The organism is Chryseobacterium sp. 7 (assembly GCF_003663845.1).
Lineage (GTDB): Bacteria > Bacteroidota > Bacteroidia > Flavobacteriales > Weeksellaceae > Chryseobacterium.
In genome coordinates, this window is record NZ_RCCA01000001.1 from 3,779,031 (window position 1) to 3,805,699 (window position 26,669).

A 26,669-nucleotide genomic window follows, 5' to 3' on the forward strand; every position below is an offset into this window, starting at 1 on the left:
AATAATAAGCGATAAGCAATAATATAAAACCTTCCCGATGGGAAGGTTTTTTTTGTTATAGTTAGCTATCGCAGATTTTTAATTAATGCTCTTGCATCCCTTGTAAGACTGTAGGTGAGTGATGCAAATATACCTACTCTATATTTATCTCTAGAATAAGATGTTAAATCATCAGCCGCAGGCACTTGAAGACCTAAATAACCATCTTTCAATTCTCTTACATTTTTTAATGATGCACCCAAAGTGAAAAATATCCTATCTTTTTTACCAATCAACATTGTTGGTCCAATGAAAAAATTTGATATTTGTATTTTACCACCAACAACATCTAAACCCATTCCTGCACTTCCTCCATAGGCTATATAACCCGTTCTTCTATAACTCATGGTAACCATCCCAACAAGTGACGAAGAAACAAACTTCTTTTCAAAAGTTGTAAGTTTATTATCAAGACCTATTTCATAACGAGAAACATTTCCGTAATAGGCAGCTGCTAATCCCAAACTAAAATCTACACGGGTTCCACCATAAATTGGTTGTCTATATGTGAACTTTCTTGATTTATCATTTTTGGGAGGTTTAGTCTTATCTCGAAGTTCAATATTAATCTTAAACTCAACCATATCATTCTCGGGTTGAAAAGGCTCTGACTTTACAGTATAGTTTTCCAAATTTTCCAATTGAGTTGTTATTGAAAATGCTTGCCTTATAACTTCATCAGAATGATATTTCACAAACCACATATTAAGCTGATCTGCCTTTTCTTTCTGAAATTTTGGATAAGAAAGAATTTTATCTATACCACTTTTTTCCATAATAAGATCCAAATTATTCATGGTTACCAATTTCACATATGCATCACTCAACTCCGAAAAACTTTTTTTATACTCATCAATTTGCGTTATTCCAGATAATAATTCTTTTGAACTTGCTTGTATTTGTGCTTGATAATCTCTTATATATTTTAACGAATCAAGATCAGGTATTTCCGAAATCGTATTTACCTTTTTTGTAATACGTAATAAACCGAAAATGTAGCGACAATCACCAATAAAATTTTTATATTTTTTGTTGAAATCTTCTAATAAAATTTGGTACTCTTTAGTCTTTTCATTAATAAGACCTTCATTACTTTTTATTTTGGAATTATTATCCTCAATTTTACTTTTATTTTCGTTGTATACAGAAACTAACTTCCCTAAACGCTCTACAGAAACGGTATCATTACTTTTCTTTACTTCTAGAATTCTTTCTGCAACTGATATTTTATTTTTACGCAGTATATCGATTCCAAAAGAATCTAATTGACTTAAAGCCATTACCATAGCATTTTTTGATTTTTGATTTTCCTGATTTAATATCTGATTTTGTCCGATTGCAGAAATTGCCTTTCCATTTTCTTTTTTCTCGGTAGAATTACCTTTCAAATCGTTATTTACAATTACTTCTGCCTGCTTAGGAGCATTATTGCTAGCATCAGTCTGTTCCTGAGAAAGTTTGTCTTCACCTTTTTGTAATTCTTTTTCAGTAAAAAAATTCATAAATTCTTTATCAAATTTAGATTCGCCAACTATAGAATCTTTTGGGGTAATTGTTATCTTATAAACAAATGGGTTAACATTCTTTATTTTAAAAACAACAGGTGTATGTGCTCTTATTTTATGAATATCTTTCGAATAGTCTCCTATTTGAAAATCGTAAATAATATGCTGTGTTGAATCAATATACATACTTGACTTCTTTTTTACAGTATCTTTTTTATACTTTCCTTTCTTAAGATCATATATAACAAATTCAGTCTTAGGAGCTATATATACCTTTGGTAATTTTTCTTTAGCTGCCGGTTGGATTTCATTTTGTTTTTGTCCCCAAAATAAAAATGGGTAGATAACAACAAGAAAAAGATAAATTTTTGTTTTCATGGCTATTTATTTTTCAGATTAAATTTTTTTTGAAATGGTCATTAGTTGTTATTTAAAACTACAATACTTTCCTGCCACACGAAATACCACAAAAGGGTGATTTTATTTAACATAATTTTATTATTTTTAAGAAAACATTAACCAATGAAGAAAAAATACCTGACTCACGCAAAAAAACCTCATCCCCTTATTAAGGTCTGGAATGACTATCCTGAAATTTTACAGAATAACAACAGAATATTACCCGTTCCTACCATTGAAAACATAATCGGAGAAATTTTTGCTCCCGGAAAATTCTACTATTATGTCATCAATTTTGCAGACAGCACTATCACTTGTGATCACGATGAGGATATTTTAGCAATACATGGCCTCAATAAATATCCTGTACATCTGAAAGAAATTATAGACCTCATCCATCCCGATGATCTGGAATTTGTAATGGAAGCAGAAAGAATGTCTATAGAAAAAATAAAAGAAATAGACGGTTTTAATTATCAGCAGGAACTGAAAACCAGCTACTGTTTCAGAATGAGAACCTCAAAAGGCAATTATGAACTGTTTCATCACCAGGCTTTACATACCTATAAAGATGAAGAAGGCAGGCTCTTGCAGGCAGTTAACATCCATACCAATATTGAACACATCACCCATCAAAACTCCTATGTCGTATTAGTATCCGGAATTAACGGTCGTGAAGATTTTCACCAGATGCAATGGATGGGAAGCAATAAATCTCATGAGCCTAATTTCGTCATTTTTACCAAAAGAGAAGTTGAAGTCATCAATTGTATTGCAAAAGGATACTCAACATGTGAAATTTCTGATCTTCTGAATATTTCGGAAGAAACGGTTCGCACCCACAGGAAAAATATTTTAAGAAAATCTGACTGCAAAAACAGTTCTGAACTCATCAAAAAAACCTTTGAATGGGGTTATTTGTAGAAACCAATAGGCAATCCTGATAAATCTCACCGAAGAAGTTCAGCATAAAACTTGTACTTTTATAGGTAAAGGAATGAACATGATACAACCCCGTTTTAAAGATGCTCCCCATTTCAGGAATTTTTGGGAAAAAGGTAACGGAAAACAGCTTATTGAATTTTCCGGAGCCGAAGTGAGCTTTGAAAAATTTGAAAAATTTGCACCTTATTTTCATCATATAGATGAAACGGGTGACGAGGTGGTAAAAGACATTTATTTCACGAAAAAATTCCACGAAGCTTCAAGAGAAATTGAGAATTACATCAGAAATGGGGTTTCGGAAACAGATTCCGTACCTGAAAGTGTAAAAAAACTTTTCAGCCAAACCCAGAAAATCCCCGAATGGTTAGATTATAATTTACTTAAAAGCGGTGCTGAACTTTGTATGAGAAGCAACCTAGATTCTTTGATTTCCCTGAGAGATTATTGTCTGATTGGTGGTTATGATTATGCTTACCTCAACAAACCGCTTATTGTAACAGAAGCATTGAAAAAAGGTGCCGTAAAGCGTCTTTCGGAAACATTGGATTTTTGGGTGAATGCTACCCGATATAATGCACTGGAAATTCATGCAAAGGGCTATGAATTTGCCATCAAAACCCGTTTGATTCACTCTTACGCAAGACTTTCCATTAAAAAACATTATCAAGGCTGGGACTCTGAAAACTGGGGAGAGCCCATTAATTCGTGGGATATGATGGCAACGTATATCGGGTTCAGTTTGGTTTTTCTTCACAGTCTTCAGAAATTAGGAAATCGCTTTTCCATCGAAGAGGAACAGGGAATTTTTCACCTTTGGAAATATGTAGGCTATCTTTTGGGAATTCCGGAGCAGCTTCTTCCCGACAATAAAAAACAGGCAACGGAGTATTTTTATTTATGGACTTCGGTTCAGCCGCCATCGGATAAGGATTCTGTTCTTCTGGCTCATTCTCTTTTAGATGAATCACTGGAAAACCCTATTTTAAAATATAAATTTCAGAGAAAAAATCTGAAGTATCTGCACGTCTGCTGTACCTGGTTTCTTTTGGATGATGAAGTTTGTAAAAGATTACAAATTCCGGAAGTTCCTTACAGAAACCTGTTTCCAAAATCTAAAATACTTTTCAACAGAATTTATGATCAGCTTGTCAGTCGGAAAGCCAGAATCCAAAGAGGTAATAAGGATCAGATGAAAGTTTTGGAAGATTATCTTACGATCACTAAAAATTCAAATTTTCATTAAAGCATTTTTTGATTGGAAATCGTAAAGATTTCTAACAAAACACCTTCTCATATTTAGTAAAGAAGATTAAAAAAACACTTTAGATACCACATTTCGCATGTGCTTCGTTATGAATAAGATCAGTAATAAAAATTTATCATTTTTTAACTCTAAAAACAGCTTTCCAGAATAAATAATATTAGCTTTTGACATATAAATTATGTATTTTTGAGAAATTATTTTAATAGAGATGAGTAACATTGATGATAAGAAAAAAGCACTCGCTTTAGTGCTTGACAAGCTAGATAAAACATATGGAAAGGGAACAGTAATGACTTTAGGTGATGAATCTATAGACAATACTATTGAAGTAATTCCTTCCGGTTCTTTAGGTTTAGATATTGCTTTAGGAATAGGCGGATATCCAAAAGGAAGAATCATTGAAATATATGGTCCTGAATCTTCAGGTAAAACAACGTTGACCCTTCACGCTATTGCTGAGGCTCAAAAAGCAGGAGGTATTGCTGCATTCATTGATGCAGAGCACGCTTTCGACAGAACTTATGCTGCAAAATTAGGAATTGATCTTGAAAACCTGATCATTTCTCAACCAGACAACGGTGAGCAGGCATTAGAAATTGCTGATAACTTAATCCGTTCAGGAGCTATTGACATTGTTGTCATTGACTCTGTTGCTGCTCTTACTCCAAAAGCAGAGATTGAAGGTGAAATGGGAGATTCTAAAATGGGGCTTCACGCAAGATTAATGTCTCAGGCATTAAGAAAACTTACTGCTACTATTTCAAGAACAAAATGTACAGTGATCTTCATCAACCAGCTGAGAGAAAAGATCGGTGTAATGTTCGGAAACCCTGAAACAACTACCGGAGGTAATGCTCTTAAATTCTATGCTTCTGTAAGAATTGATATCAGAAAAGCAAGCGCCCCTATCAAACAAGGCGATGAAGCTATCGGTAGCCGTGTGAAAGTGAAGATTGTGAAAAACAAAGTAGCACCTCCTTTCAAGCAGGCAGAATTTGATATCATGTATGGTGAAGGAGTTTCTAAAGTAGGAGAAATTCTTGATACTGCTGTAGATATGGGAATTGTGAAAAAAAGCGGTTCTTGGTTCAGTTATGAAGAGACTAAATTGGGTCAGGGACGTGATGCTGTAAAAGATGTTTTAAAAGAGAATCCGGATCTTTCTGAGGAATTGGAAAACAAGATTAAAGAAGAAATGAAAAACAAATAGTTTTCAGAAAAATATAGAAAAGGCAGTCTTACGATTGCCTTTTTTGTTTTAAATGATTCTGTTTTTTAACGCAAAGTTTTTATCTGCATACTATCATATTTTTAAGAGAGCAAAGGTTGGAATCAATTTTATTGATTTTTACTAAGCGAATGTATTTACTCAAAACTTCATCAGCGACAAAGTCGTAAATCTTTGCTTCCTTAGGATCAGCTTTCGAACTGTTATTTTTTTGCGTTTAAGTCATAAACTAATTACTAGAAATAAAAAAGAAGTCATTCCATAGAACAACCTCCTCAAGTTTTTATATTTAAAAAAAATTATTCAGCAATTCTACCCTGCAGCTGAACGGCTCCGGTTACTTTCATTCCTTTGGTAAGCGTTTCCATTCTCATGTTCTCTTTATTCACAAAAGCATCAATCGTAAAGAAGTCTTCATTTTCTTCATTTGTAATCAGCTTTAACTTCAGAATATATCCTTTAACGCTTCCATCATCAAGCAATGCTGTTTCCTTAAAGTCAACAAGCTGAGCGATGAAATCAAAACATGCATAATTAGGAAGATCCTGGCTTGGCACATAGGTTGTGAAGTCTTCACTCATTTTAGTACCATCCGGTAAATCAGTATTGGTATGTACATCAAGGATTAAAACAACTCCGCTTATATTTACTTTCAAATGAGGCTGTGTAAGATATATACTTTTGTTTTCAGCATAATCTGTAGCAAAAAACCAAACTCCAAAAGTATTTCTGGCAGGTCCCGCAACAATCGCCTGTAAATCTAATGCATTTTCCCATTCTCTGATTGATCTTGTTTCAAAATCTAATGTATAATCAGTTTTTACTTCCGGAATTATCGTGCTAAGTTCATCTGTCACAATTGTTTTGAATCTTACATCTTCAAATTCCGTTTTGTTTTTGCTTTCTCCCGTAGGATCAGCAACAGTAGACTGCATCAAAATAGTTGTAAGATATTGACCGTAATCTTTAGTTTGGAAATTCTGGTGGCCAAAAATCCCGCTCCAAGTATTCACAAGATTATGAATATTAGACTTTCTGATAATAATTCCTGCTTCATTTGTCATTTCCGGAGCTGCAATTCCCTCTGTATTCGGGAAATAATCTCTACCATCCACTAACTGATGATTCATGATTGTATTATTCTCTTCATGAGAAAACTCTGCAAAACCTTTATAAGTGACATTCTGATTTTCGAAAACATAAGGCAGACCTGTTTTTGCTTTATCGTGACCTGCAAAGTGATATGCAAGAGAAATTCCCTTGAAATCGCCTTCCTGAATTGCCGGCGTATGATTTCCGTTATGATCAAACTGAGAATGATACAGAATCATATAAGATTTAATCTTTCCGGCCTGAAGCTCAGTTTCAAACTTTTCTTCCATCTGCGCAATTGCCTGTTGTGGAGGAAGTGCATAGGCATCTTCAGTCACCATATAGGCAAAGCCTTCTACCTCACCATTTTCTTTTTCAAAAGCGGAAAGCGGTGTATACTCTCCTCTTAACTGAAGCGCGATAGAATACACGATATAATCGTTATAAATCCTGATTTTTTCAAATTCTTCATTTACTTTTGGTTCTTCTACCTGCTGTGAAGGAATTTCCGGTATTGTTTCCACAACTTCCTCCGCCACTTCCTCTAGTATTTTTTCCTCCGGCATTTCCATTTCCTGAACCGGAGTACTCACATTTTCCTGATTGTTATTCTTTTTCTTAAAAAAATCAAAGATTCCCATACTGTTATTTATAATTGGCGGTAAATATAATAAAAGCGATCAACAGACCCATCATAAAAAAATGCCATTGTGTCAGTTTCTTCTTCCTTATTTTTCTGAAAATTTATTTTGAAATAAAAAATTCCGGCGGAGCTAAAGCTCCGCCGGAATCTTATTAGTTAGGTTTCTCATCTGTCAGCTCAAATCCCCAATCTTTTCCTTTTTGAGTGGCTGGAACTCCTTTTGTCATCCAAACCGGAGCTTTAGCTCCTTTCAGATAATAATCAAAAAACTGCTGTTCTCGGATTTGAATATCTTTTCTGTTCTGGCGTTTCATAAGGTTATGATCATCTCCGTTATAGTTCAGAAGCCATACAGGTTTCCCGAGACGGCGTAACGCGGTAAACATTTCGATTCCCTGGTACCAAGGCACTGCCCCATCTTTATCATTACTCATAATGACTACCGGAGTTTTTACCTGATTAATGGTAAAAAGCGGTGAGTTTTTAATATAAAGCTCCGGAGCTTCCCACAAGTTCTTCCCTAGTCTGCTCTGAGATTTTTCATACTGAAACTGTCTGTTCATTCCTGAAGTCCAACGGATTCCTCCATAGGCAGAAGTCATGTTGACAACAGGGGCACCACTCCATGCCGCTGCATACATATTGGTATGGGCAATAAGATAGGCTACCTGATAACCTCCCCAGCTTTGTCCCTGAATTCCTATTTTAGTTCCGTCTACCCAGGAATTTTGCTTTAACTTTTCAACTCCGGAATTAATATACTCCATTGCAGATTCTCCCGGTAAACCGTCTGTATAGGAAATATCAGGAGTGAAAACCAGATATCCGTTGCTCACAAAATAAGAAATATTTAATCTTGAAGGTGTAGGAGCTGGTGCCACATAACGGTTTAAGTTATCCGAAAGTTTTTCATAGAAATAGACAACCATAGGATATTTTTTATTCGGATTGAAATCTTCCGGCTTGTATAAAATTCCTGTAGAAGAATGTCCTTTTGGTGTTGTCCAGTTTACCAATTCATCTGTTCCCCAGTTATATTGACTTTGCTGCGGATTGGTATTGCTCAGCTTTTCTTGTTCTGAAAAATCTGAGGTTGCAAAAATATCGGGAGAATCTGTATAAGATTCTTTTACCCAAATATATTCTTCAGCATTTTTCGCCTTTTGAAGAGTCCTGTATCCCCAAACATTCTCCATTTGAATTTTTACAGGATCAGCATTCGACTGAATGGATGTTTTGAAAATTCCGTTCGCTTTAGTTGTATTATCAAATGCTGATAAATAAATGGGAGATTTTCTGTTTAAACTTTTAATATCTTTATCTAAATCGTAAGTATCGAATGTTATTTTATTTTTACGCCCAAATCCATTGGTTATGTTTCTTGGCTTTTTTGAACCGTTCAGGAAAAATTCCCAAAGATCATAACGGTCTCTGATAATAACAGATTCATCTTTATCCGTCCATGATGCGATTCCATAAGAATTCGGGAAATCCGGCATATCAAATTCCTCGTCAACGAAGGAAACAGGTAAGCCGGTATTCAATGGAAGAGTTTGTTTTGTTTTCACATTATAGCTCAGCCATTTTCCTTTTTCTCTGTCAAAAATCACAACAAAATTTCCAAGTGGAGATACAGCAACAGCGCCATCCAGATTTTTAATAACTTCTGTTCGCTCCCCTGTTTTATTATCAATCAGGAAGTACGTTTTCTTTGTTGAACCTTCCCACTGCGAAGAAATACGGTTATTAAGACTTGTAATACCCATTGCAAATTCTGCATTTCCTTCGTTCACCAATCGTAAAGTGTCCAGATCTTCCCCATCAATATTTCTAAAGAAATCCGGCTTTTCTGTTTGCATTACTGCGGCATAGGATTTTTTCAGATCATCCTTCAACTCTTTTAGCTGTACTGTCTGCAGATAATCATCTCTGTAATTCCAGATATCTACTACCGCGTGGTCATTCGCAATCATTGCCGTATCTTTTGCGATAGGTTTTGGAGCAACACCAAAATACAGCTGTTTTCCGTTTTTACTGAAAATAGGTAATCGATTTTCAGAAATTACCCAGCTCTTTTTCATCTGAGCATTTTCATTGGTAACAATTTCTTTTTTGTTTCCTTTAAAATTAAAGTAGTACAACTGATACAATTTTACCAGGTCATTTTGCGCCGAAGAAGTTCCTACATAAGCCAACTGGTTTCCTTCTTCGTCAAAAGATAACTGCGAAAAATCTCCCTCCATTTCAGAAACTTTATTGACAGTCCCTTTTTGCAGATCTATTACCTGTACCGTTTGAAGCGTATATTTCTTTGGTTTTGATTTGTCCGTAACTTTTTTATCCTCAGGTTTATTATCTAATGAATCTTTCTTTTCTTTTTTATCTTTGCTGCTCTTTTCTTCAGGCTTTTTAGTCACAAAAACAAGCTGCTTTCCATTTTTACTGAACTCGTAGCGTACTACATTATCATATGTTTTACTTTTTCCATCCAAAAGATTTCGCACTACCAATTGTAATGGTTTTGCATTTTTCTCTTCATCTTTATTTTCGTCTCCGTCATCTTTATCAGAACCGTCATCTGATGATTTATCTTTTGTATTTTCCAGAAGATAAGCAACGTAAGAGCCAGCTTTTTCAGGAGTTTTAAATCCTTTTACATTTGGAATTTTCTCTGTTTTATCATTCAAAAAATCAACGATAGCAAGACTATCTTTTGTTAATTTATTTTGTTTGAGCTTTTTATCTTTTACCGCCTTTATGTCTTTATACTCCGGACGGATTTGAAAAACAGCAAACCTTGAATCATTTGTAAAATTCACTTTTGTAGCTCTTGCAAACTTCTTTGAGGTCTTATTTTTAACGGAATATAAAAAAAGGTTGGGATTTCCTTCCTGAGCATCCACAGAATAGGCAACCCATTTACCATCATTTGAGATTTTTCTCGAGCCGATATTTTGCCAACTGTCATAAACAGAATGGTCTAAAGGCTTTTTCTGCGCATACACAAAACAGGTCATGATGAGCAGAATAAAAACTGTACATTTCAACTTCATTTTTAAAGAATTTTAAGAATTAAAAGTAAGATATTTCTTTGAAAAATCCACATGATATACCTGTTTCATAATAAATCGAGAAAATGTCATTCTGTCACATTCCTGTGGATGGTATTTTTTTTGAGAAATATTTGAAAATTAAAAATTATAAAATATGACAACTAAAGGAAATATTAATGTATCTGTGGAAAACATTTTCCCACTTATTAAAAAATTTCTTTACAGTGACCACGAAATATTCTTAAGAGAATTAATTTCCAATGCTACTGACGCAACCCTAAAATTAAAACATTTAACAAGCATCGGCGAAGCAAAAGTTGAATATGGAAATCCAAAACTTGAAGTTAAAATTGATAAAGACCAGAAAACTTTATGCATCATAGACCAAGGGATTGGTATGACGGGTGAAGAAGTGGAGAAATACATCAACCAGGTTGCTTTTTCAGGCGCTGAAGAGTTTTTGGAAAAATATAAAGATTCTGCTAAAGATTCAGGAATTATCGGACATTTTGGTCTTGGATTCTATTCTGCATTTATGGTGGCGGAAAAAGTAGAAATTCTTACAAAGTCTTATAAAGATGAGCCGGCAGTACGTTGGATCTGTGACGGAAGCCCGGAATTTACGCTTGAAGAAACTGCTGACAAAACGGACAGAGGAACGGAAATCATCCTTCATATTGCTGAGGATTCTGTAGAGTTTTTAGAAGAAGGAAAAATCCGTGAATTGTTATTAAAATATAACAAATTTATGCCTGTTCCAATTAAATTCGGTACAAAAACACATACTCTTCCTTTACCGGAAGGAGCTCCTGAGGATGCTGTAGCTGAAACGGAAGAGGTTGACAATATCATCAACAATCCGGTACCGGCGTGGACAATTGCTCCAAGTGAACTGACCAATGAGGATTATATGAAGTTCTACCACGAGCTGTACCCAATGCAGTTTGAAGAGCCATTATTCAACATCCACCTGAATGTTGATTATCCTTTCAACCTTACCGGAGTTCTTTTCTTCCCGAAACTGAGCAATAATTTAAATATTGATAAAGATAAAATTCAATTATACCAAAATCAGGTATTCGTAACAGATGAAGTAAAAGGGATTGTTCCAGACTTCCTGATGCTTCTGAGAGGGGTAATTGATTCTCCGGATATCCCATTGAATGTTTCCCGTTCTTATCTTCAGGCAGACGGTGCTGTAAAGAAAATTTCTTCTTACATCACGAAAAAAGTAGCCGACAAGATGGCATCTCTGATCAACGAAAACCGTGAAGATTATGAACAAAAATGGAATGACATTAAAGTAGTTATTGAATACGGAATCGTTACCGAAGAAAAATTTGCTGAAAAAGCTGATAAATTCACTCTATATCCTACAACAGACGGAAAATATTTCCTTTGGGATGAATTGGTAGAGAAAATCAAACCAATGCAGACTGATAAAGATAATAAGTTAGTTGTATTGTATGCTACCAATGCTGATGAACAGCACAGCTACATTCAATCTGCAAGAGATAAAGGATATGAAGTCCTTTTATTGGATTCTCCTATCATTTCACACGTTATTCAGAAACTTGAAACTTCAAAGGAAAATATTTCTTTTGCAAGAGTAGATGCGGATCATGTAAACAACCTGATCAAAAAAGATGAGCCGGTAATTTCAAAACTGAATGAGACCGAAAAAGAATCTTTAAAAAAGAATGTAGAAGAGGCTATTCAGGATGCTAAGTTTACGGTTCAGCTTGAAGACCTTGACAGCAATGATGCTCCGTTCACGATTACCCAGCCAGAATTCATGAGAAGAATGAAGGAAATGCAGGCTACAGGCGGAGGTGGAATGTTCGGAATGGGAGGTTTCCCGGAGATGTACAATCTTGTGGTGAATTCGAACAGTGAGCTTTCCAATCAGATCTTAAAGACTGAGAATGCTGAAGAGAAGGAAAGCTTAATCAAATATGCTCTGGATCTGGCAAAACTTTCACAAAACTTACTAAAAGGAAAAGACCTGACAGATTTTATACAAAGAAGCTATAAGCAACTTGAAAAATAATTTACAAAAGACTGTTTCATTTTGAAGCAGTCTTTTTTTGAGATTGGAAGACGCAAAGATGCAAGGATTTTGCCTCTGATAAAATTGTGTGCTGCTAATACAAACCTTATAGGTTTCTAAAACCTATAAGGTTTAAATTTATTCTCTTATCACATAATCTTTGATCAGTCGGAAGTTATTGCAAAATAAACGACTAGTGTGAAGAAAATTTTCAACAATTAAATAAAATAATACTCCTATTTTTAAGTTTAGTTTCATTTTATCTTTAATCTTATTCTTTACTACCTATTTTTTCTATTTTTTATTGTACAGGTTATGCTTTTTTGCCATTTTTGTATAAAATGTAGGTCATGCAAAAAGAAAAATTACGCGTCATCAGAAAGCAAAAAGGCTATACTCAGCAGCAGGTAGCAGATTTTATCGCAACAGATGTATCCAATTACAGCAGAAAAGAAAGCGGTGATGTAAGGATCGTAAGGGATGAATGGGAAAAACTTGCCCGTTTTTTGAATGTACCGGTAGAAGATATTTATGAAGAGGAGGAACCAATAGTAATTGTTAATAATGACCATCCTGTATTTAACGATAGATCTTCTTCTTCAGGAGTAATTACTAACCAGAATAATTATGATAATATTCCGGGAGCTATCATTGAAAACCTACAAAACTATATTACTTTATTAAAGGAGGAAAACGAAAGGCTGAAAGAAGAACTGAAAGGTCTCCCAAAGGGAAGGAAATAATACGGTTTTAAACCATAAAAATATTAGTGTCACTCATATTAAATTATTGAGTGACATTTTTTTTGTGATGGAAGGTTCTGAGGTGAGAGCTTTTTTGACGCAAAGGATTAATGATTCTTATGCTTCATTTCAGGAGGAAAAGAGTTGCGACTTTGTCGCTGATGAAGCTTTAAGTAATACGTTCACTTAGAAAGAATCAATTTCATTGATTCCGGCTTTGCTTCCTTACATACTAAAGAAAACAAATGAAAACTTTGCGTTAAAAAAATCCTTTGATTTAAATTCTTTGAAATTTATAATTCCTCCAAAGGATCCCAAAATAGTTTTTTGAAATTTTTTATTCTAAGATTTTCCACAACAACTCCTTCTTCTTCCAGTTTAGGTTGAAATTCCGGAACAGATAATATTCCTGAGCTTGAAATGACACGGTGAGCAGGAACATCCTTCGGGCAGCCTCCCATCGCTTTTCCTACATGCCTGGAATGATTAGGATAACCAACAGCCTTTGCTATAGCACCATATGTAGATACTCTTCCTTTTGGAATAAGTCTCGCTACTTCGTATACCTGTTGTTTGAAAATCTCGTCCATATCTGCCAATTATCTTTTTTTGCATCATTTTTGAACTCTATTAAGCTCGGTAATGTTTCATTAAAAGATAAAGATATGAAAAAATCATTTTTCAAACTGCTGAATGCGCTTAATAAAAAAGTTCTCCCGAAATTGAGTGGTAAAGATCCCAATCATCTTACTAAGATGGAAAAGGGAATTCTGGCGTATCGTTATTTTGTGCTGGTGAATTCATTGGATTGATTTTTATTTTCCCACAGATAACGCAGATTTTCACAGATGTTTGTGCAGAACATTATGAAAACACAATTGTAGATCATTATTTATTTGAACTGTTAAGTTCATTTTAGTTTTTAAGAGATTTAGAGAATAACTAAAGCTATTTTTAGCGTTGTCCTTTATTTTACATCAAAGATGGAACTTAATTATTCTTATCATCTTCATTTTTCTTAATGGTTTAAATAGTTTCGGTTTTCAAAACAAATCTATTTCCAAATCCTAAAATAAAAAGCGCTCCAAATGAATTGAAGCGCTAATATTGTAATCTCTTGTGAGAATTTTGTTCTTAGTTTTCTAAGATATAAGAGAACATCAATGGTGCACAGATGGTAGCATCACTTTCAACGATAAATTTCGGTGTAGTGATATCCAGTTTACCCCAAGTGATTTTCTCATTTGGAACAGCTCCTGAGTATGAACCATAAGATGTTGTAGAATCAGAAATCTGGCAGAAATAAGACCAGAAAGGAATGTCATGCATTTCCATATCCTGATACAACATTGGAACTACGCAGATAGGGAAATCTCCTGCGATACCTCCACCAATCTGGAAGAATCCTACTCCTTTTCCTCCTGAGTTTTTAGTATACCAGTCAGCAAGGTAAGTCATATATTCGATACCTGATTTCATTGTAGTAGCCCTAAGCTCTCCTTTGATGCAGTAAGAAGCGAAGATGTTACCCATTGTAGAATCTTCCCATCCCGGTACTACAATTGGTAAATTGGCTTCTGCAGCAGCAATCATCCAAGAGTTTTCTCTAGGAATTTCATAGTACTGTTCCAATACTCCTGAAAGGATCATTTTGTACATGAATTCGTGTGGGAAATATCTTTCTCCTTTAGCTTCTGCATCTTTCCAGATCTCTACGATATGTTTTTGTAGTCTTCTGAAAGCTTCTTCTTCAGGAATACAAGTATCTGTAACTCTGTTCAGACCTCTTTCTAAAAGATCCCACTCATCCTGAGCAGTTAAATCTCTATAATGAGGAACTCTTTCATAGTGAGAGTGTGCTACAAGGTTCATTAAATCTTCTTCAAGGTTAGCCCCTGTACAAGAGATAAAATCTACTTTTCCCTGACGGATCATTTCAGCAAGAATCTTTCCTAACTCAGCAGTAGACATTGCTCCTGCCAAAGTAATCATCATTTTTCCGCCATCTTTAAGATGTGCAACATATCCTTTAGAAGCATCCACCAATGCAGCTGCGTTGAAGTGCAGGTAATACTTTTCTATGAACTCAGTTATCGGTTTGCTCATTTTTAAAATTTTTGCAAAGATAAAACTTAAAAACGGAATGCAGTCAAAGCACTTGAAGAAAGTGTGATAGAGGTGTATTTTTTTATCATTTGTTAAATGGAAAGGTATAAGTTGTTGGAAAATACAAGGGCGCAAAGGATTTTAAAGCTTTGTAAATATTGTAAGGCGCAAGAAAATCGAAGATTTTCAGCAAGGGAAACCATCATTTTTTGCACAAATTGCACAGATTTTTATTTTATATTATCCGAAAAATCAACATGCTATAAAAAACAAATTATATATAAAATTTTCTCGAAGATAAAATCCTTACGCCTTAAAGCAGGAGCCATGTCAAAAAATTTGCGACTTTGCGTTTTCCAACATTAAAATTAAACCTTTAAGTTTATAAAAAAGCGCAGCCCAAAATGAGCCACGCTTTTATTGTAATTCAACTTAATACGATTCAACAAAGATTTATCCTTCCCAGGTTTCCACTTTTAGAATCTCAATTTTCCTTTCTCCTTCTCTGAAAGGCCAGTCTATGATATCCCCTACCTTGTATCCTACTACTGCCAGAGCAATATCCGACAGAATGGAATGTTTATTCTTCTTAAGCTTTGCTTTGGTAGACGGCACAAAAATATATTCGTGTTCAAAATCTAATGTGTGGTCTTTTAACGTTACCTTTCTGTCTACTGTTACAATATCAGCAGGAAGATCTCTTCTCAGCACCTGTTTCGCTTTTCTAAGTTCTTCAGTAAGTCTTTTTTCTTCTCCGGCACTCACTTTTTTTCTTCTGAGTGTATCTTTTATAGCATCATAAATTCCCGTGGTTACAATAATATGATTGGACATTTTTTCATTTTTTAAAATTAAGATGCAGTTAATCCCCAATGATCCAATGTAGAATCCAGGCATATAACAGCCTTCTTCTATGGAAAACTGCAAAAAGTAATAAATAAATCGGAAGTGATTCCCCGTCTTGGATCCTGACAGGGCCTACATGATGAAGTCCTTAGAACTTTTCAGAAAAGAATCTGTATGACGATAAAGTAAAGACATCAGCAATCCTGAACGGCGGTGTTGTGCAGATAAAAAGATTGTTGCGGTCATTATCAATTATTATTAACTCTAACAAAGATAGGATTTAAAAACGAAATGCAGTAGCTATACTTAGAGAAGTGCTTTATAATATTTTTTTTATCAGCTATGAAGTTTTACATTACAACCTGAAACGCCTGTTTTCTTTCTTGTCGGAAAGTTTTTTCTTGTTGTCCAATCTTTTTTGTTTCTGTCCTTTTGATGGTTTTGTTGCAGTTCTTTTTTTTGGAACAATGAGCGCTTTGTTGACGATTTCGATTATTTTTTCAATGGCTTTATTTTTATTCATCAGCTGGGTTCTGCTTTCAGAAACTGTGAGAAATAAAAGACCATCTGCATTGATTCTGTTTTTCAGTTTATCCTGAATTAATACTTTCTGATCATCATTAAAGAATTCTGATGCATCTACTTTCCAAAGTACGGTAACAGCAGTCTCTACTTTATTAACGTTTTGCCCGCCCGCTCCACTGCTGCGGGAAGTTTTAAAATTGAGTTCTTTTGAAAAGTCTTTCATTTTTTAAAGATTTTGAGATACTAGAATCAAAAGCCCAAACTAGAGATTTATATTTTTATAGAGTTCCATTCTGCTTACTTTTCCATTAGGTGTTCTTGGAATTTCACGGATAAAAATAATGTCTTTTGGCTTGTGGAAACTCTTCTCAAAGGGCATTTCTGTAATTTTCTTTATTACCTCATCAGATTTATTTCCTTCAATAATAAGTACCAGTTTTTGTCCCAAAGTTTCATCCGGCAAACCCACAAATACAGCTTCGTTCGGGATTTCTTTTTTCACTAATGCTTCAAGTGTTTCCGGGAAAATTTTTGCGCCTCCTGAATTAATTACATTGTCAATTCTTCCAAGAAATTTAAACTGTTTTTCATTTCTAATATCAACTAAATCATTAGTTTGTAATTCTTCAGCATTTACATTGGGTGCAAAAATCTTCAGACAACCTCTGTCATCTAAAGAAATAGTTACATTTTCAAAGACTGTGAAATAATCTTCCTGCTCCGGCATTAATTGTTTTAAGCCAATATGAGAAAGGGTTTCAGACATTCCGTAGGTTTCAAAAATCTGGTTTGAAGGACTAAGGTTCATCTGTAAAATTTTATTTTTCAGGCTTTCTGAGACGGCAGCCCCTCCAATGATCAGATTTTTGATCAGGTGAAGTTTTTCAAGTGAGTTTTCTACCTGAAGCGGTGTCATAGCGCAAAAATTGATTTCTTCTTCCAGATTTTCAACAGGCTTTAAAGATGGATCGGTAATTCTTAATTTTAATTTCCTCTCTACAGAACGCACAATCATCATTTTACCTGAAATATATTCTACTGGCAGGCAGAGCAATGCGATATCACCTTCTTTTAATCCCAAAAAATTACAGGTCATCACTGCTGAGCTGACCATTTTCTTTTTCTCAATTTCAAAAATTTTTGGAACTCCTGTAGAGCCTGATGTCTGGACATTTACTCCTTTTTTTTCTGAAAACCATTCTTCCAGAAAAATTTTCACTTTCTTTTCAAATTCGGTATTGAAAGATAATTGATTAATATTGAGATTATTGAAGTCTATCAGCATATTTTCCGTGAATAAAATCTACAGTAAATTTAAAAAAAAAATCAAAAAGTTCTTGTATATAAATAAAAAAGCTTTAAATTTGCACCACCAAAATAAAACAGACCTATAGTGTAACGGTAACACTCCGGTTTTTGGTACCGTCATTCGGGGTTCGAATCCCTGTGGGTCTACAAACCATCCTTTTTTAAGGATGGTTTTTGTTTTTAGAATGGATAGGGTATTGGGGTATAGAAAAATTCAGACTTTACCCTTTTTCACCTTAAAAAGTAAGAATTTTCAAAAGAGGTATTTGTAAATAAGAAAAAAATATATAAATTTGCAAAACCAAAATAAAACAGACCTATAGTGTAACGGTAGCACTCCGGTTTTTGGTACCGTCAGTCGGGGTTCGAATCCCTGTGGGTCTACAAACCATTCTTTTTAAGAATGGTTTTTGTTTTTATTTTATACTCTTGTTTCTGAGCAGACTAAGAGATAATCAATAAAAAAAACTATAACCTTATGAAAAAAAAATATTTTTTATTCTTTTCAATTATCAGCATTTTTTTTAACGCCCAAAGTTTTAGTTTTGATACTACATTTGGAAATGGCGGTTATTGTATGTATGATAATTTCTATGAGACATCGGATGCCGTCATGCTTCCGGATGGTCAGTTTATTACAGCCACATCCACGGGTTCTATCACGATCAGAAAGGTAAATCAAAGTGGAATTCTTGATACATATTTTGGAACAAAAAACTATAATATGGACACAAGTACCATTGATAAAAGCGAATCCATCAAAAAAATTATTTTAAATAATAATAAAATATTGATCTATGGAAGGGTAAATGCCACTCCTACTCACAGCTTATATGATTGGTTTCTAACGAGAATTAATCTGGACGGATCCCTGGACACCAGTTTTGGCACCAATGGTTTTACCACTCAATCTGTAAGTCAAAATGGTACAGCAGATGATTTTGCGGTGGATCAGAACGGAAACAGTTACCTTCTTATTTCCAACATAGGTTCTTATATGGTAAAAGTAAACTCTAATGGAGTGATTGATTCTAATTTTGGTACCAACGGGAAGTTGCCACTTAATACATTTTATCCTAAAAAATTCTACGTACAAAATGACGGAAAACTTGTAATGGCAGGTACCAAAACCAACACATTAACCTACACCGAGGACTCTTATATCGAAAGAAGGCTGCCTGATGGTACTTACGATTCTACATTTGGTAATAATGGAGCTGTTTTTATTCCTAATACTGATGGCTCTGTTATCAGAAATTTTGAATATGATTATGCCAATAATTCCATCTTAGTGCTGCATACAAAAAATACTACATATGGAGGTACTTTCTATTTGTCTAAAATTCAAATTTCAGACGGTGCTTCTGTTTCTGGATTCTCTAATAATGGAAGAACACCTGATTATAGTTTTAACACTGCACAGCAATTGACATTAGGGCAAATTACCGTATTACCTAATTCAAAAATAGTAGTAATGGGAGCCTTAATGAACATGTATAATGGTACTCCCAATCTTATTCAGCAATTATTCGTCACAAGACTGAATGCTAATGGCAGCGTGGATTACACTACTTCCAGCACTGGTTTTCAATATTTCATGGCTGCTCCTCCCACCGCATCCATAAGAGCTGATTATGTGAAAAAGTTATTTAACCTTAATGACGGCTCACTTGTTCTTGCCTATTCCGGTGGCAGCGTAACGTATGGCTCTAAATCTTTTTTGGCTAAGTTTAACAGTGGTTTCCTGGGAATGGAGAATGTTTCTGCCAAAGATCAAAACAATAATTTCACCCTCTATCCTAACCCGGCTAATGATAACGTTACGATACAAAACAAGAAATACAGTAACGAAAGTTTTGATTACAACATTTTTGACCTGTCCGGAAAAACAATTCAAAGCGGTTCTTCAAAATTCAATGAACAAATGAACATTCAGAGATTAGAAAAAGGAAATTATATCATCCAGGTTGAAGCTAAAAAAGGAGACAGACAGTCTTTGAAATTAGTAAAAAAATAAAAGCTAACATTGGTCTAATTATAAAATAAAACCATCCTTTTTAGGATGGTTTTATTTATTCGGTCAATACAATTTTATTATTTATTATTTTTTAAGATCATCAATCTCGTCCTGTATAGATTTGATTCTGTCTCTTAATTCCTGACTTACTTTTCCCGGAATCTTTTTTACTTTTCTTAAATCCAAAGCAAGCATAATGGAAGCTATTCCCATAAAAATGAAAGAAACACCGGTAAGGGTAACTAATGAAATTCCTGTAAACACCGGATTAAATATCAGTAACAGAGAAAAAATAATTCCTCCCACACTGGCAAGGGCTACATTTCCCCAACTCATTATTCTCATGCTTTTAAGATCGAATGCGAATCCCAATAATTGAAAGGAACGGAACAGCAATGTAAACCCAATCACGAACGGAAGTACTGTCATGGAAATCTGAGGATTCGCGATAAGATACACTCCTATTGCAGTCGTTAGCAATCCACTTACCAGAAACCAGCCCCAGCCTTGTAAGGACTTACTGTTTTGTAAGGAAAAGAAAACTTCTGTAATTCCCGAGAATAAAAATGAAACACTGAAAAAAATAGAGAGTGTAACATACGTTGCAAGAGGTACGCTGAATACATAGAAACCACAGAGAAGGAAAATTATTCCGAAGATTAATGGAATGTACCAGTGTTTTACAGTATTGGTAAGAGTTTGAAATAAATTGGCCATAGGTGTCTTTTTTGGTTCTGCCTACTTTTTGTAACGGTTTTCGGCTTATCCGCAGGTATTTCAAACAGATTATAAATTTCACCTTAATTTGAAATATAACCTCCTACCAATATACGGAAAATAACCGGGGAAAGTGTCAAATTTTCAGAATTGTTTTCATAAAAAACATCAGATAAAGCCAATTTATGAATTGATTTCATCTGATGCACAGTATATTATTTAATTTTTGAATTTATTTTACTGGATTTCCGGCGGGTTGCTGCTGGGTTACACAATGTACCATTCCTCCGTTCTCATATAAGTTTCTTACGTCTATTCCTATTACTTTTCTATCCGGATACTGATCCTGAATAATCTTGTTCGCAATTGTATCATTAGGATCTCCATAATTTGGAACAAGTACCACGTTGTTGGCTACATAATAATTGACATAGGAGCCTTTATCTTCCAGCTGCTTTCCATACGCTGTTTTCACTCTGCTCTTAGTGGCCGGAACATACACTTTCTTGTATTCTTTTCCATTTACATTGGTTGCTGTATAAAGGGTATTGACATCTTTCTCTGAAAGCCCCAGCTCAAGAAGATCATCTTCTTTCATGGTAATCATGGTATTCTGATTACTAAATTTCATAAAACCGTCGATATGCATATCGGTAACATCCAATCCCGTTACGCCGTCCAGCCAAATTACTTTGGAAACTCCGTAATAGGTTTCAAACATTTCCTCAGCTTCTTTCTGAGTGATATCTTTATTTCTGGTAGCTCCTTTTTTCTGACTGATGACTGAACTCTTACAAGCCATTAAAACACCGTTTCCATCTGTTTCCACAGCTCCTCCTTCATTTACCATTTCTTCATTCAGATTAATGACTTTTATTCCCAGATCAGTGCCTATCTTTTGTGGTATTTTATCACAGTTTTCGGAATCAAAATTTCCTCCCCAAGCATTAAATCCCCAGTCTTCGATGAGTAAGTTTCCTTTGTTATCTTTTACGAAGATAGGTCCGCTATCTCTGATCCATACATCATCGGTAGGATACACTCTGAAATCAATGTTTGTCATTGGAATTTTGTTTTCCTCCAAAAGATTAACAATTCTGTTTTTTTCTTCATTATTATAAGCAATAATGTGAACTTTCTCTCCAGACTGAAGGGCTTTTGTCATATCTATCCATGTCTGCTCTACCCTTTTACAATAAGTCATTCCGAACTGATAATGGTGTGGCCATTGCAGCCAGGTTCCTTCATGCTTTGAAGATTCTTCGGGAAAATGATAATCTGTCTGTGCCATACTGATTACAAAGGTTAATGCTAAAGTGAGTGTAAATAATTTTTTCATATCATTAAAATTTCTTTCCTATAAATACAACGAAATTTAATACCTGTCTCAAAATTTGTGATGGGTCACAAAAAGAAAGTAATAAGATGAGCAGAAATGCATTTTTCATTCTATTTTTTTTGAAGTTTTACAATGCAAATTCATCATTGTGATGATTTACAGATGCAAAATTACATCTCTCAAAAAAGCAAATCTTGTCCTAAATTGACAATCTTTTCCTACAGCGGGAAATAAATAATGTGATCATATTTTCTATTCTAAATTACTGAAAATAAAAACAAAAAAAGGTGAAAATCAATTGATTTTCACCTTTCCAAAACATGTTTAGATCTGTTTTATATTTTTATTTCGGTTTGTATAATTTGTACATCACAAACAAAAAGCCTATCCATATCGGGATCAGAATTACCTGAATCTCCATCCCTGTAATACTCATAAGTCCTAAAATCAAAACTAAAAAAGCAATACAGATATAGTTGGATATCGGGTAAAATATAGAAGGAAACTTTGAATGGATTCCATCTGCATTGATCGATTTTTTAAACTTCAAGTGGGTGTAGCATATCATCAGCCAGTTGATAATTAATGTAGATACCACTAAAGCCATCAGGTATTCAAAAGCTTTTTCCGGTACTAATTTATTGATGATGATACAAATTCCTGCAAAACACGAAGAAATAATGATTGCGTTGGTAGGAACAGAATTCTTGTTTAGTTTTTTCAAAAATTTAGGAGCATTCCCTTGCTGAGCCAACCCGAAAAGCATTCTGCTGTTACTGTAAACACTACTGTTGTAAACCGATAAAGCAGCTGTTAAAACAATCAGGTTCAGAACATTCGCAATTAATGTATTGAACTGAATAACCTTACCAAAAAGACTGAATTCAAGACCATTCAGATTTTGAAATACCATTACAAACGGACTGGATCCTTCTGTAATGTCTCTCCAAGGGCTTAATGAGAATAAGATCACCAAAGCTCCTACGTAGAAAATAAGAATTCTATAAATTACCTGATTGGTAGCCTGTGGAATTGTTTTTTCAGGATTTTTCGCCTCTGCAGCAGTAATTCCAATAAGTTCAAGCCCACCAAATGAGAACATGATCATGGCCATGGCTGCAAACAGCCCCGAATATCCGTTTTCTGTTTTATTAAATAATCCTTTTGGAAAGAACCCTCCATCATTCCACAGATTGGTAATGGTGGCTTTTTCTCCTCCTGTACCACTTATTAAAAGATAAATTCCGAAAATAATCATTGCAATAATAGCAACTACTTTAATGATGGAAAACCAGAATTCTGTTTCACCATAGACCTTCACAGAAGCAAGGTTAAGTGCATTGATGACTATAAAAAAGAATAAACTGGAAACCCAGAGTGGTATTTCCGGCCACCAGAAGTGAATATAATGTCCAATTGCTGTAAGCTCCGCCATACTTACCAGAATATAGAGAATCCAGTAGTTCCATCCGGAAGCAAAACCTGGAAAATTTCCCCAATATTTGTAGGCAAAGTAGCTAAAACTTCCCGAAACGGGTTCCTGAACTACCATTTCACCCAGCTGACGCATAATAAAAAAAGCGATAATTCCTGCCAAAGCATAGCCTAAGATTACGGATGGTCCTGCCAATACTGCAGCGGGTCCAATTCCCAGAAATAATCCTGTTCCTATGGCACCTCCAAGGGCAATTAATTGTATATGTCGGTTTGTTAATCCTCTAACTAAAGTCTCGTTTTGTCCTGTTTTATTTTCGTTGCTCATTGAATGAATTATTCGGTCGCTAAATATATAAAAACTTTTCAGAGAAATTCACATTCCATGGGGTAAATTGAGAATTCGACTTCATCCTGGAGCGCACACCCCTTTTATTTTTACTCTATTTCTGATAAAGTTCAAAATACATTTACCAAAACAGCCTTGACAAGTGAAATAAAGATTGAATTTTAAAGTTTTGATATGAAATTATTTGCTATTCATCACAAACGTATTTCAAAAAAATGATCTCCTTCCGCTATGGAAAGAGATCACTTTTTTATCATGATTTACATTGAATATAAAACGGAAAGCAAAAATTTATAAAAACTCTTTAGGAACTGAAATATTATTTTTTTTCATGTATTCCAAAAGACTTTGATATTTATCTTCGTATTCATCATTTCCGCATTTATGCGAAATACTACAGATATCAGATGGTTTGATGTCTAAAATATCAGATATTTTAGTCAGTATCTCCAGATTGATCTTCACTTTGGAATTCTCAATATCGGAATATGCTTTTTGGGAAATTCCCATTTCAAATGCCATGTATTCCTGCGTAAGATCTCTGCTCCTACGTATTTTCCTGATATTTTGTCCACATACTTTCATCGTTTTTGTTTTAGTAGTTTTCGGTATATTTTAGAAGATTAGCTATTAGCCTTCAACAAAGTTAATAAATACCTTTGGCAAAACATTATACACGTTACATGATATTTATTTTCAATAGAGAAAAGGTTTAAAAACAGGTCTTTTTTCAGAGAAAATATCACTTCGGTAAACACTATTGGAATTTATGGAGACGCAAAAATTTAATTATGACAATAATATTGTCAGAGCATTCCTCTATGCGACTGTCGCATTCGGACTTGTAGGATTTCTGCTGGGGCTTACAGCTGCATTGATGCTTTTTTATCCTGAACTGCCTGAATTTTTATTCGGTACTGACGATACAACTATTAAAAGCCTAGCCTCGGGTAATATTCAGGGACTGATCAATACTCAGGGAGCTATGGGCTTCGGGAGAATCAGAATGCTTCATACAAGTGCTGTCATTTTTGCTTTCGTCTGTAATTCCTTTTTCTGCGGTGCTTACTACAGTATGCAGAGACTCCTTAAAACCAGATTGTACAGCGATACCCTTTCATGGATTCACTTCTGGTCCTGGCAGTTTATGATTGTAACTGTAGTGATTACATTCCTGATGGGAATCAATACTTCTAAAGAATATGCCGAACATGAATGGCCTATTGATATCTTAATTGCATTCTCTTGGATCATTTTCGGAATCAATATGTTCGGAACGATTGCCAAAAGAAGAGTGAGACATTTATACGTAGCCATCTGGTTCTATATAGCCACCTGGATTGCAGTAGCGATGCTTCACATCTTCAATAACCTGGAAGTTCCGTTATCTTTCACAAGCTGGAAATCTTATTCTGTATATGCAGGGGTAAAAGATGCATTAGTACAATGGTGGTATGGGCACAATGCAGTAGCATTCGTATTAACCACCCCTGTATTGGGTCTGATGTATTACTTTATGCCAAAAGCAGCTCAGCGACCGGTATTCTCATACAAACTATCCATTATTCACTTCTGGTCGCTGATCTTTGTATACCTTTGGGCCGGCCCTCACCACCTGCAGTATACAGCTTTACCGGCATGGGCACAGGCAGTAGGAACAGGTTTCTCTATCATGCTGATTGCACCGTCATGGGGAGGAATGCTGAATGGCCTTCTTACGTTAAGAGGAGCATGGGATAAAGTAAGAGAAAATCCGATCCTTAAATTCTTTGTGGTAGCGGTTACCTGCTATGGTATGGCTACTTTCGAAGGACCTTTATTAGCAACAAAATCATTAAATAAAATTGGGCACTATACCGACTGGGTGATTGGCCACGTACACTTAGGAGCTCTTGGATGGAATGGTTTCATGGCATTCGGGGTGGTATATTATCTGGTTCCAATTATGTGGAGAACATCCCTTTGGTCTAAGAAACTGGCCAACTGGCACTTCTGGCTGGGAACACTAGGAATTATCTTCTACGCAGTTCCTATGTATATTTCAGGATTTACACAGGGATTAATGTGGAAACAATTCAATCCGGACGGAACACTATTATGGAAAAACTGGCTGGATACGGTAACTGCAATTATTCCATACTTTAAAATGAGATTCTTAGGTGGGGTACTTTATTTGTCGGGAGCGATTTTAATGGTGATCAACGTTATCAAAACGATCAAGGCTGGTTCATTCCAAAAAAATGTTCCTGCAGAGGCTCCCGCATTAGCCAATATCGGAACTTCAAGAAAAGAAGGTGAAGGCGTACACCTTTGGTTGGAAAGAACACCTACTCTCCTTTCTGTATTAGCTTTCATTACCATAGCAATTGGTGGATTGGTGGAAATTGTTCCTACGCTGTCCCTGAAGCAAAGTGTTCCCACAATTACCGCAGTAAAACCTTATACACCATTGGAACTTGAAGGAAGAGACTTATATATCCGTGAAGGCTGTAATTCCTGCCACTCTCAGATGATCAGACCTTTCCGTGATGAGGTGGTAAGATTTGAAGGGAAAAACGGACAGTATTCCAAAGCGGGAGAATTTGTTTACGACAGACCTTTCTTATGGGGTTCTAAGAGAACAGGACCTGATTTACATAGAGAAGGAGGAAGAAACCCGGATTCATGGCACTTCAAACATATGTACAACCCAAGAATTACGTCTGCCGGTTCTATCATGCCACGTTTCCCATGGTTAATCACCAATAAACTGGACAAAACTCAAATGGTGGATAAAATGAAACTGATGAAAAATGCCTTCGATGTTCCTTATACAAAAGCTCAGATCGATTCTGCTAACCAATGGGCGGATAACCAGTCAAAAGCAATTGTACAGAGAATTTACGCTGAAGCAACGGATGTAAAAGATCAGATGGTAAAAGAAAAAGCAGCCAAAGGATCTGCTTATGTACCGCTTGAACAGAGAGAAATTGTAGCGATGATTGCTTACCTGCAAAGATTAGGTACAGACATTAAAACAACACAGGTACAAACCGCAAGCGTAGAGTAACATTTAAAATTAAACTGC

The 26,669-nt window shown here is 35.1% G+C and carries 20 protein-coding genes and 2 tRNA genes; 10 read left to right on the plus strand and 12 right to left on the minus strand.

From position 1 onward, the window contains the following. Nucleotides 1-65 precede the first annotated feature (65 nt). Nucleotides 66-1,922: a hypothetical protein gene (locus tag CLU97_RS17330; RefSeq protein WP_121489040.1), complete on the minus strand. Its 1,857-nt coding sequence runs from the start codon at nt 1,920-1,922 to the stop codon at nt 66-68. Nucleotides 1,923-2,066: 144 nt separating this feature from the next. Here CLU97_RS17330 and CLU97_RS17335 point away from each other — a divergent pair, with 144 nt between their 5' ends. The 3 genes from CLU97_RS17335 to recA all read left to right on the plus strand — a co-directional run bounded on the left by CLU97_RS17335 (nt 2,067) and on the right by recA (nt 5,362). After that, entirely contained in the window at nt 2,067-2,867 is an 801-nt protein-coding gene (locus tag CLU97_RS17335) for a response regulator transcription factor (RefSeq protein ID WP_121489041.1), read from the plus strand. Nucleotides 2,868-2,940: 73 nt separating this feature from the next. After that, complete coding sequence (locus CLU97_RS17340) at nt 2,941-4,131, plus strand: oxygenase MpaB family protein (protein ID WP_228437772.1); 1,191 nt, start codon at nt 2,941-2,943, stop codon at nt 4,129-4,131. Between the two features lie 229 nt (nt 4,132-4,360). Beyond that, nucleotides 4,361-5,362: a recombinase RecA gene (gene recA, locus CLU97_RS17345; RefSeq protein ID WP_121489043.1), complete on the plus strand. Its 1,002-nt coding sequence runs from the start codon at nt 4,361-4,363 to the stop codon at nt 5,360-5,362. Nucleotides 5,363-5,679: 317 nt separating this feature from the next. Here the strand turns inward: recA and CLU97_RS17350 are convergent, their stop codons facing one another. Both CLU97_RS17350 and CLU97_RS17355 read right to left on the minus strand, forming a co-directional pair. Further along, a complete protein-coding gene (locus CLU97_RS17350) occupies nt 5,680-7,113 on the minus strand; it encodes a hypothetical protein (RefSeq protein ID WP_121489044.1) in 1,434 nt (477 codons plus the stop codon). Nucleotides 7,114-7,267: 154 nt separating this feature from the next. Then, nucleotides 7,268-10,168, minus strand: a complete 2,901-nt coding sequence (locus tag CLU97_RS17355; RefSeq protein WP_121489045.1) for an alpha/beta hydrolase family protein — start codon at nt 10,166-10,168, stop codon at nt 7,268-7,270. Nucleotides 10,169-10,322: 154 nt separating this feature from the next. Here CLU97_RS17355 and htpG point away from each other — a divergent pair, with 154 nt between their 5' ends. Continuing rightward, nucleotides 10,323-12,218 carry a molecular chaperone HtpG gene (gene htpG / locus CLU97_RS17360; protein ID WP_121489046.1) on the plus strand — a complete coding sequence of 632 codons (1,896 nt, stop codon included), beginning with the start codon at nt 10,323-10,325 and terminating at the stop codon, nt 12,216-12,218. A 350-nt stretch (nt 12,219-12,568) separates the two neighbouring features. Then, nucleotides 12,569-12,961: a helix-turn-helix transcriptional regulator gene (locus CLU97_RS17365; RefSeq protein WP_121489047.1), complete on the plus strand. Its 393-nt coding sequence runs from the start codon at nt 12,569-12,571 to the stop codon at nt 12,959-12,961. 293 nt (nt 12,962-13,254) lie between these two features. Here the strand turns inward: CLU97_RS17365 and CLU97_RS17370 are convergent, their stop codons facing one another. After that, the gene (locus CLU97_RS17370; protein ID WP_121489048.1) at nt 13,255-13,551 is read right to left on the minus strand and encodes an MGMT family protein; all 297 of its coding nucleotides are present in this window, start codon (nt 13,549-13,551) and stop codon (nt 13,255-13,257) included. 75 nt (nt 13,552-13,626) lie between these two features. Between CLU97_RS17370 and CLU97_RS23790 the strand changes: the two genes are divergently transcribed. Next, nucleotides 13,627-13,773 carry a hypothetical protein gene (locus tag CLU97_RS23790; protein WP_183084601.1) on the plus strand — a complete coding sequence of 49 codons (147 nt, stop codon included), beginning with the start codon at nt 13,627-13,629 and terminating at the stop codon, nt 13,771-13,773. 322 nt (nt 13,774-14,095) lie between these two features. Here the strand turns inward: CLU97_RS23790 and CLU97_RS17380 are convergent, their stop codons facing one another. The 4 genes from CLU97_RS17380 to CLU97_RS17395 all read right to left on the minus strand — a co-directional run bounded on the left by CLU97_RS17380 (nt 14,096) and on the right by CLU97_RS17395 (nt 17,723). Further along, nucleotides 14,096-15,067, minus strand: a complete 972-nt coding sequence (locus tag CLU97_RS17380) for a deoxyhypusine synthase family protein (protein WP_121489050.1) — start codon at nt 15,065-15,067, stop codon at nt 14,096-14,098. Between the two features lie 453 nt (nt 15,068-15,520). After that, entirely contained in the window at nt 15,521-15,901 is a 381-nt protein-coding gene (locus CLU97_RS17385; RefSeq protein ID WP_121489782.1) for a GreA/GreB family elongation factor, read from the minus strand. Nucleotides 15,902-16,268: 367 nt separating this feature from the next. Next, nucleotides 16,269-16,661: an alternative ribosome rescue aminoacyl-tRNA hydrolase ArfB gene (arfB, locus tag CLU97_RS17390; protein ID WP_121489051.1), complete on the minus strand. Its 393-nt coding sequence runs from the start codon at nt 16,659-16,661 to the stop codon at nt 16,269-16,271. Between the two features lie 39 nt (nt 16,662-16,700). Then, the gene (locus CLU97_RS17395; RefSeq protein ID WP_121489052.1) at nt 16,701-17,723 is read right to left on the minus strand and encodes an AMP-binding protein; all 1,023 of its coding nucleotides are present in this window, start codon (nt 17,721-17,723) and stop codon (nt 16,701-16,703) included. A gap of 99 nt (nt 17,724-17,822) precedes the next feature. Here CLU97_RS17395 and CLU97_RS17400 point away from each other — a divergent pair. The 3 genes from CLU97_RS17400 to CLU97_RS17410 all read left to right on the plus strand — a co-directional run bounded on the left by CLU97_RS17400 (nt 17,823) and on the right by CLU97_RS17410 (nt 19,763). Then, nucleotides 17,823-17,893 (plus strand) — tRNA-Gln (locus CLU97_RS17400). Between the two features lie 166 nt (nt 17,894-18,059). Next, nucleotides 18,060-18,130: transfer RNA gene (locus tag CLU97_RS17405), tRNA-Gln, on the plus strand. 94 nt (nt 18,131-18,224) lie between these two features. Next, a complete protein-coding gene (locus CLU97_RS17410; protein WP_121489053.1) occupies nt 18,225-19,763 on the plus strand; it encodes a T9SS type A sorting domain-containing protein in 1,539 nt (512 codons plus the stop codon). Between the two features lie 84 nt (nt 19,764-19,847). Here the strand turns inward: CLU97_RS17410 and CLU97_RS17415 are convergent, their stop codons facing one another. From CLU97_RS17415 to CLU97_RS17430, 4 genes are all read right to left on the minus strand, one after another. Continuing rightward, nucleotides 19,848-20,480 carry an HdeD family acid-resistance protein gene (locus CLU97_RS17415; protein ID WP_121489054.1) on the minus strand — a complete coding sequence of 211 codons (633 nt, stop codon included), beginning with the start codon at nt 20,478-20,480 and terminating at the stop codon, nt 19,848-19,850. Between the two features lie 232 nt (nt 20,481-20,712). Next, nucleotides 20,713-21,819, minus strand: a complete 1,107-nt coding sequence (locus tag CLU97_RS17420; protein ID WP_121489055.1) for an agmatine/peptidylarginine deiminase — start codon at nt 21,817-21,819, stop codon at nt 20,713-20,715. A gap of 343 nt (nt 21,820-22,162) precedes the next feature. Next, entirely contained in the window at nt 22,163-23,581 is a 1,419-nt protein-coding gene (locus tag CLU97_RS17425) for an amino acid permease (protein WP_121489056.1), read from the minus strand. 312 nt (nt 23,582-23,893) lie between these two features. Next, a complete protein-coding gene (locus CLU97_RS17430) occupies nt 23,894-24,187 on the minus strand; it encodes a helix-turn-helix domain-containing protein (protein ID WP_121489057.1) in 294 nt (97 codons plus the stop codon). A gap of 184 nt (nt 24,188-24,371) precedes the next feature. On the opposite strand from CLU97_RS17430, the gene ccoN reads away from it, so the two are divergent. Continuing rightward, entirely contained in the window at nt 24,372-26,651 is a 2,280-nt protein-coding gene (gene ccoN, locus CLU97_RS17435; protein ID WP_121489783.1) for a cytochrome-c oxidase, cbb3-type subunit I, read from the plus strand. Nucleotides 26,652-26,669: the final 18 nt, after the last annotated feature.

Bases quoted from the DNA above. Each gene is read 5' to 3' on its own strand.
- CLU97_RS17330 (WP_121489040.1), bottom strand. From the start codon at position 1,922: ATGAAAACAAAAATTTATCTTTTTCTTGTTGTTATCTACCCATTTTTA.
- CLU97_RS17335 (WP_121489041.1), top strand. From the start codon at position 2,067: ATGAAGAAAAAATACCTGACTCACGCAAAAAAACCTCATCCCCTTATT.
- CLU97_RS17340 (WP_228437772.1), top strand. From the start codon at position 2,941: ATGAACATGATACAACCCCGTTTTAAAGATGCTCCCCATTTCAGGAAT.
- recA (WP_121489043.1), top strand. From the start codon at position 4,361: ATGAGTAACATTGATGATAAGAAAAAAGCACTCGCTTTAGTGCTTGAC.
- CLU97_RS17350 (WP_121489044.1), bottom strand. From the start codon at position 7,113: ATGGGAATCTTTGATTTTTTTAAGAAAAAGAATAACAATCAGGAAAAT.
- CLU97_RS17355 (WP_121489045.1), bottom strand. From the start codon at position 10,168: ATGAAGTTGAAATGTACAGTTTTTATTCTGCTCATCATGACCTGTTTT.
- htpG (WP_121489046.1), top strand. From the start codon at position 10,323: ATGACAACTAAAGGAAATATTAATGTATCTGTGGAAAACATTTTCCCA.
- CLU97_RS17365 (WP_121489047.1), top strand. From the start codon at position 12,569: ATGCAAAAAGAAAAATTACGCGTCATCAGAAAGCAAAAAGGCTATACT.
- CLU97_RS17370 (WP_121489048.1), bottom strand. From the start codon at position 13,551: ATGGACGAGATTTTCAAACAACAGGTATACGAAGTAGCGAGACTTATT.
- CLU97_RS23790 (WP_183084601.1), top strand. From the start codon at position 13,627: ATGAAAAAATCATTTTTCAAACTGCTGAATGCGCTTAATAAAAAAGTT.
- CLU97_RS17380 (WP_121489050.1), bottom strand. From the start codon at position 15,067: ATGAGCAAACCGATAACTGAGTTCATAGAAAAGTATTACCTGCACTTC.
- CLU97_RS17385 (WP_121489782.1), bottom strand. From the start codon at position 15,901: ATGTCCAATCATATTATTGTAACCACGGGAATTTATGATGCTATAAAA.
- arfB (WP_121489051.1), bottom strand. From the start codon at position 16,661: ATGAAAGACTTTTCAAAAGAACTCAATTTTAAAACTTCCCGCAGCAGT.
- CLU97_RS17395 (WP_121489052.1), bottom strand. From the start codon at position 17,723: ATGCTGATAGACTTCAATAATCTCAATATTAATCAATTATCTTTCAAT.
- CLU97_RS17410 (WP_121489053.1), top strand. From the start codon at position 18,225: ATGAAAAAAAAATATTTTTTATTCTTTTCAATTATCAGCATTTTTTTT.
- CLU97_RS17415 (WP_121489054.1), bottom strand. From the start codon at position 20,480: ATGGCCAATTTATTTCAAACTCTTACCAATACTGTAAAACACTGGTAC.
- CLU97_RS17420 (WP_121489055.1), bottom strand. From the start codon at position 21,819: ATGAAAAAATTATTTACACTCACTTTAGCATTAACCTTTGTAATCAGT.
- CLU97_RS17425 (WP_121489056.1), bottom strand. From the start codon at position 23,581: ATGAGCAACGAAAATAAAACAGGACAAAACGAGACTTTAGTTAGAGGA.
- CLU97_RS17430 (WP_121489057.1), bottom strand. From the start codon at position 24,187: ATGAAAGTATGTGGACAAAATATCAGGAAAATACGTAGGAGCAGAGAT.
- ccoN (WP_121489783.1), top strand. From the start codon at position 24,372: ATGGAGACGCAAAAATTTAATTATGACAATAATATTGTCAGAGCATTC.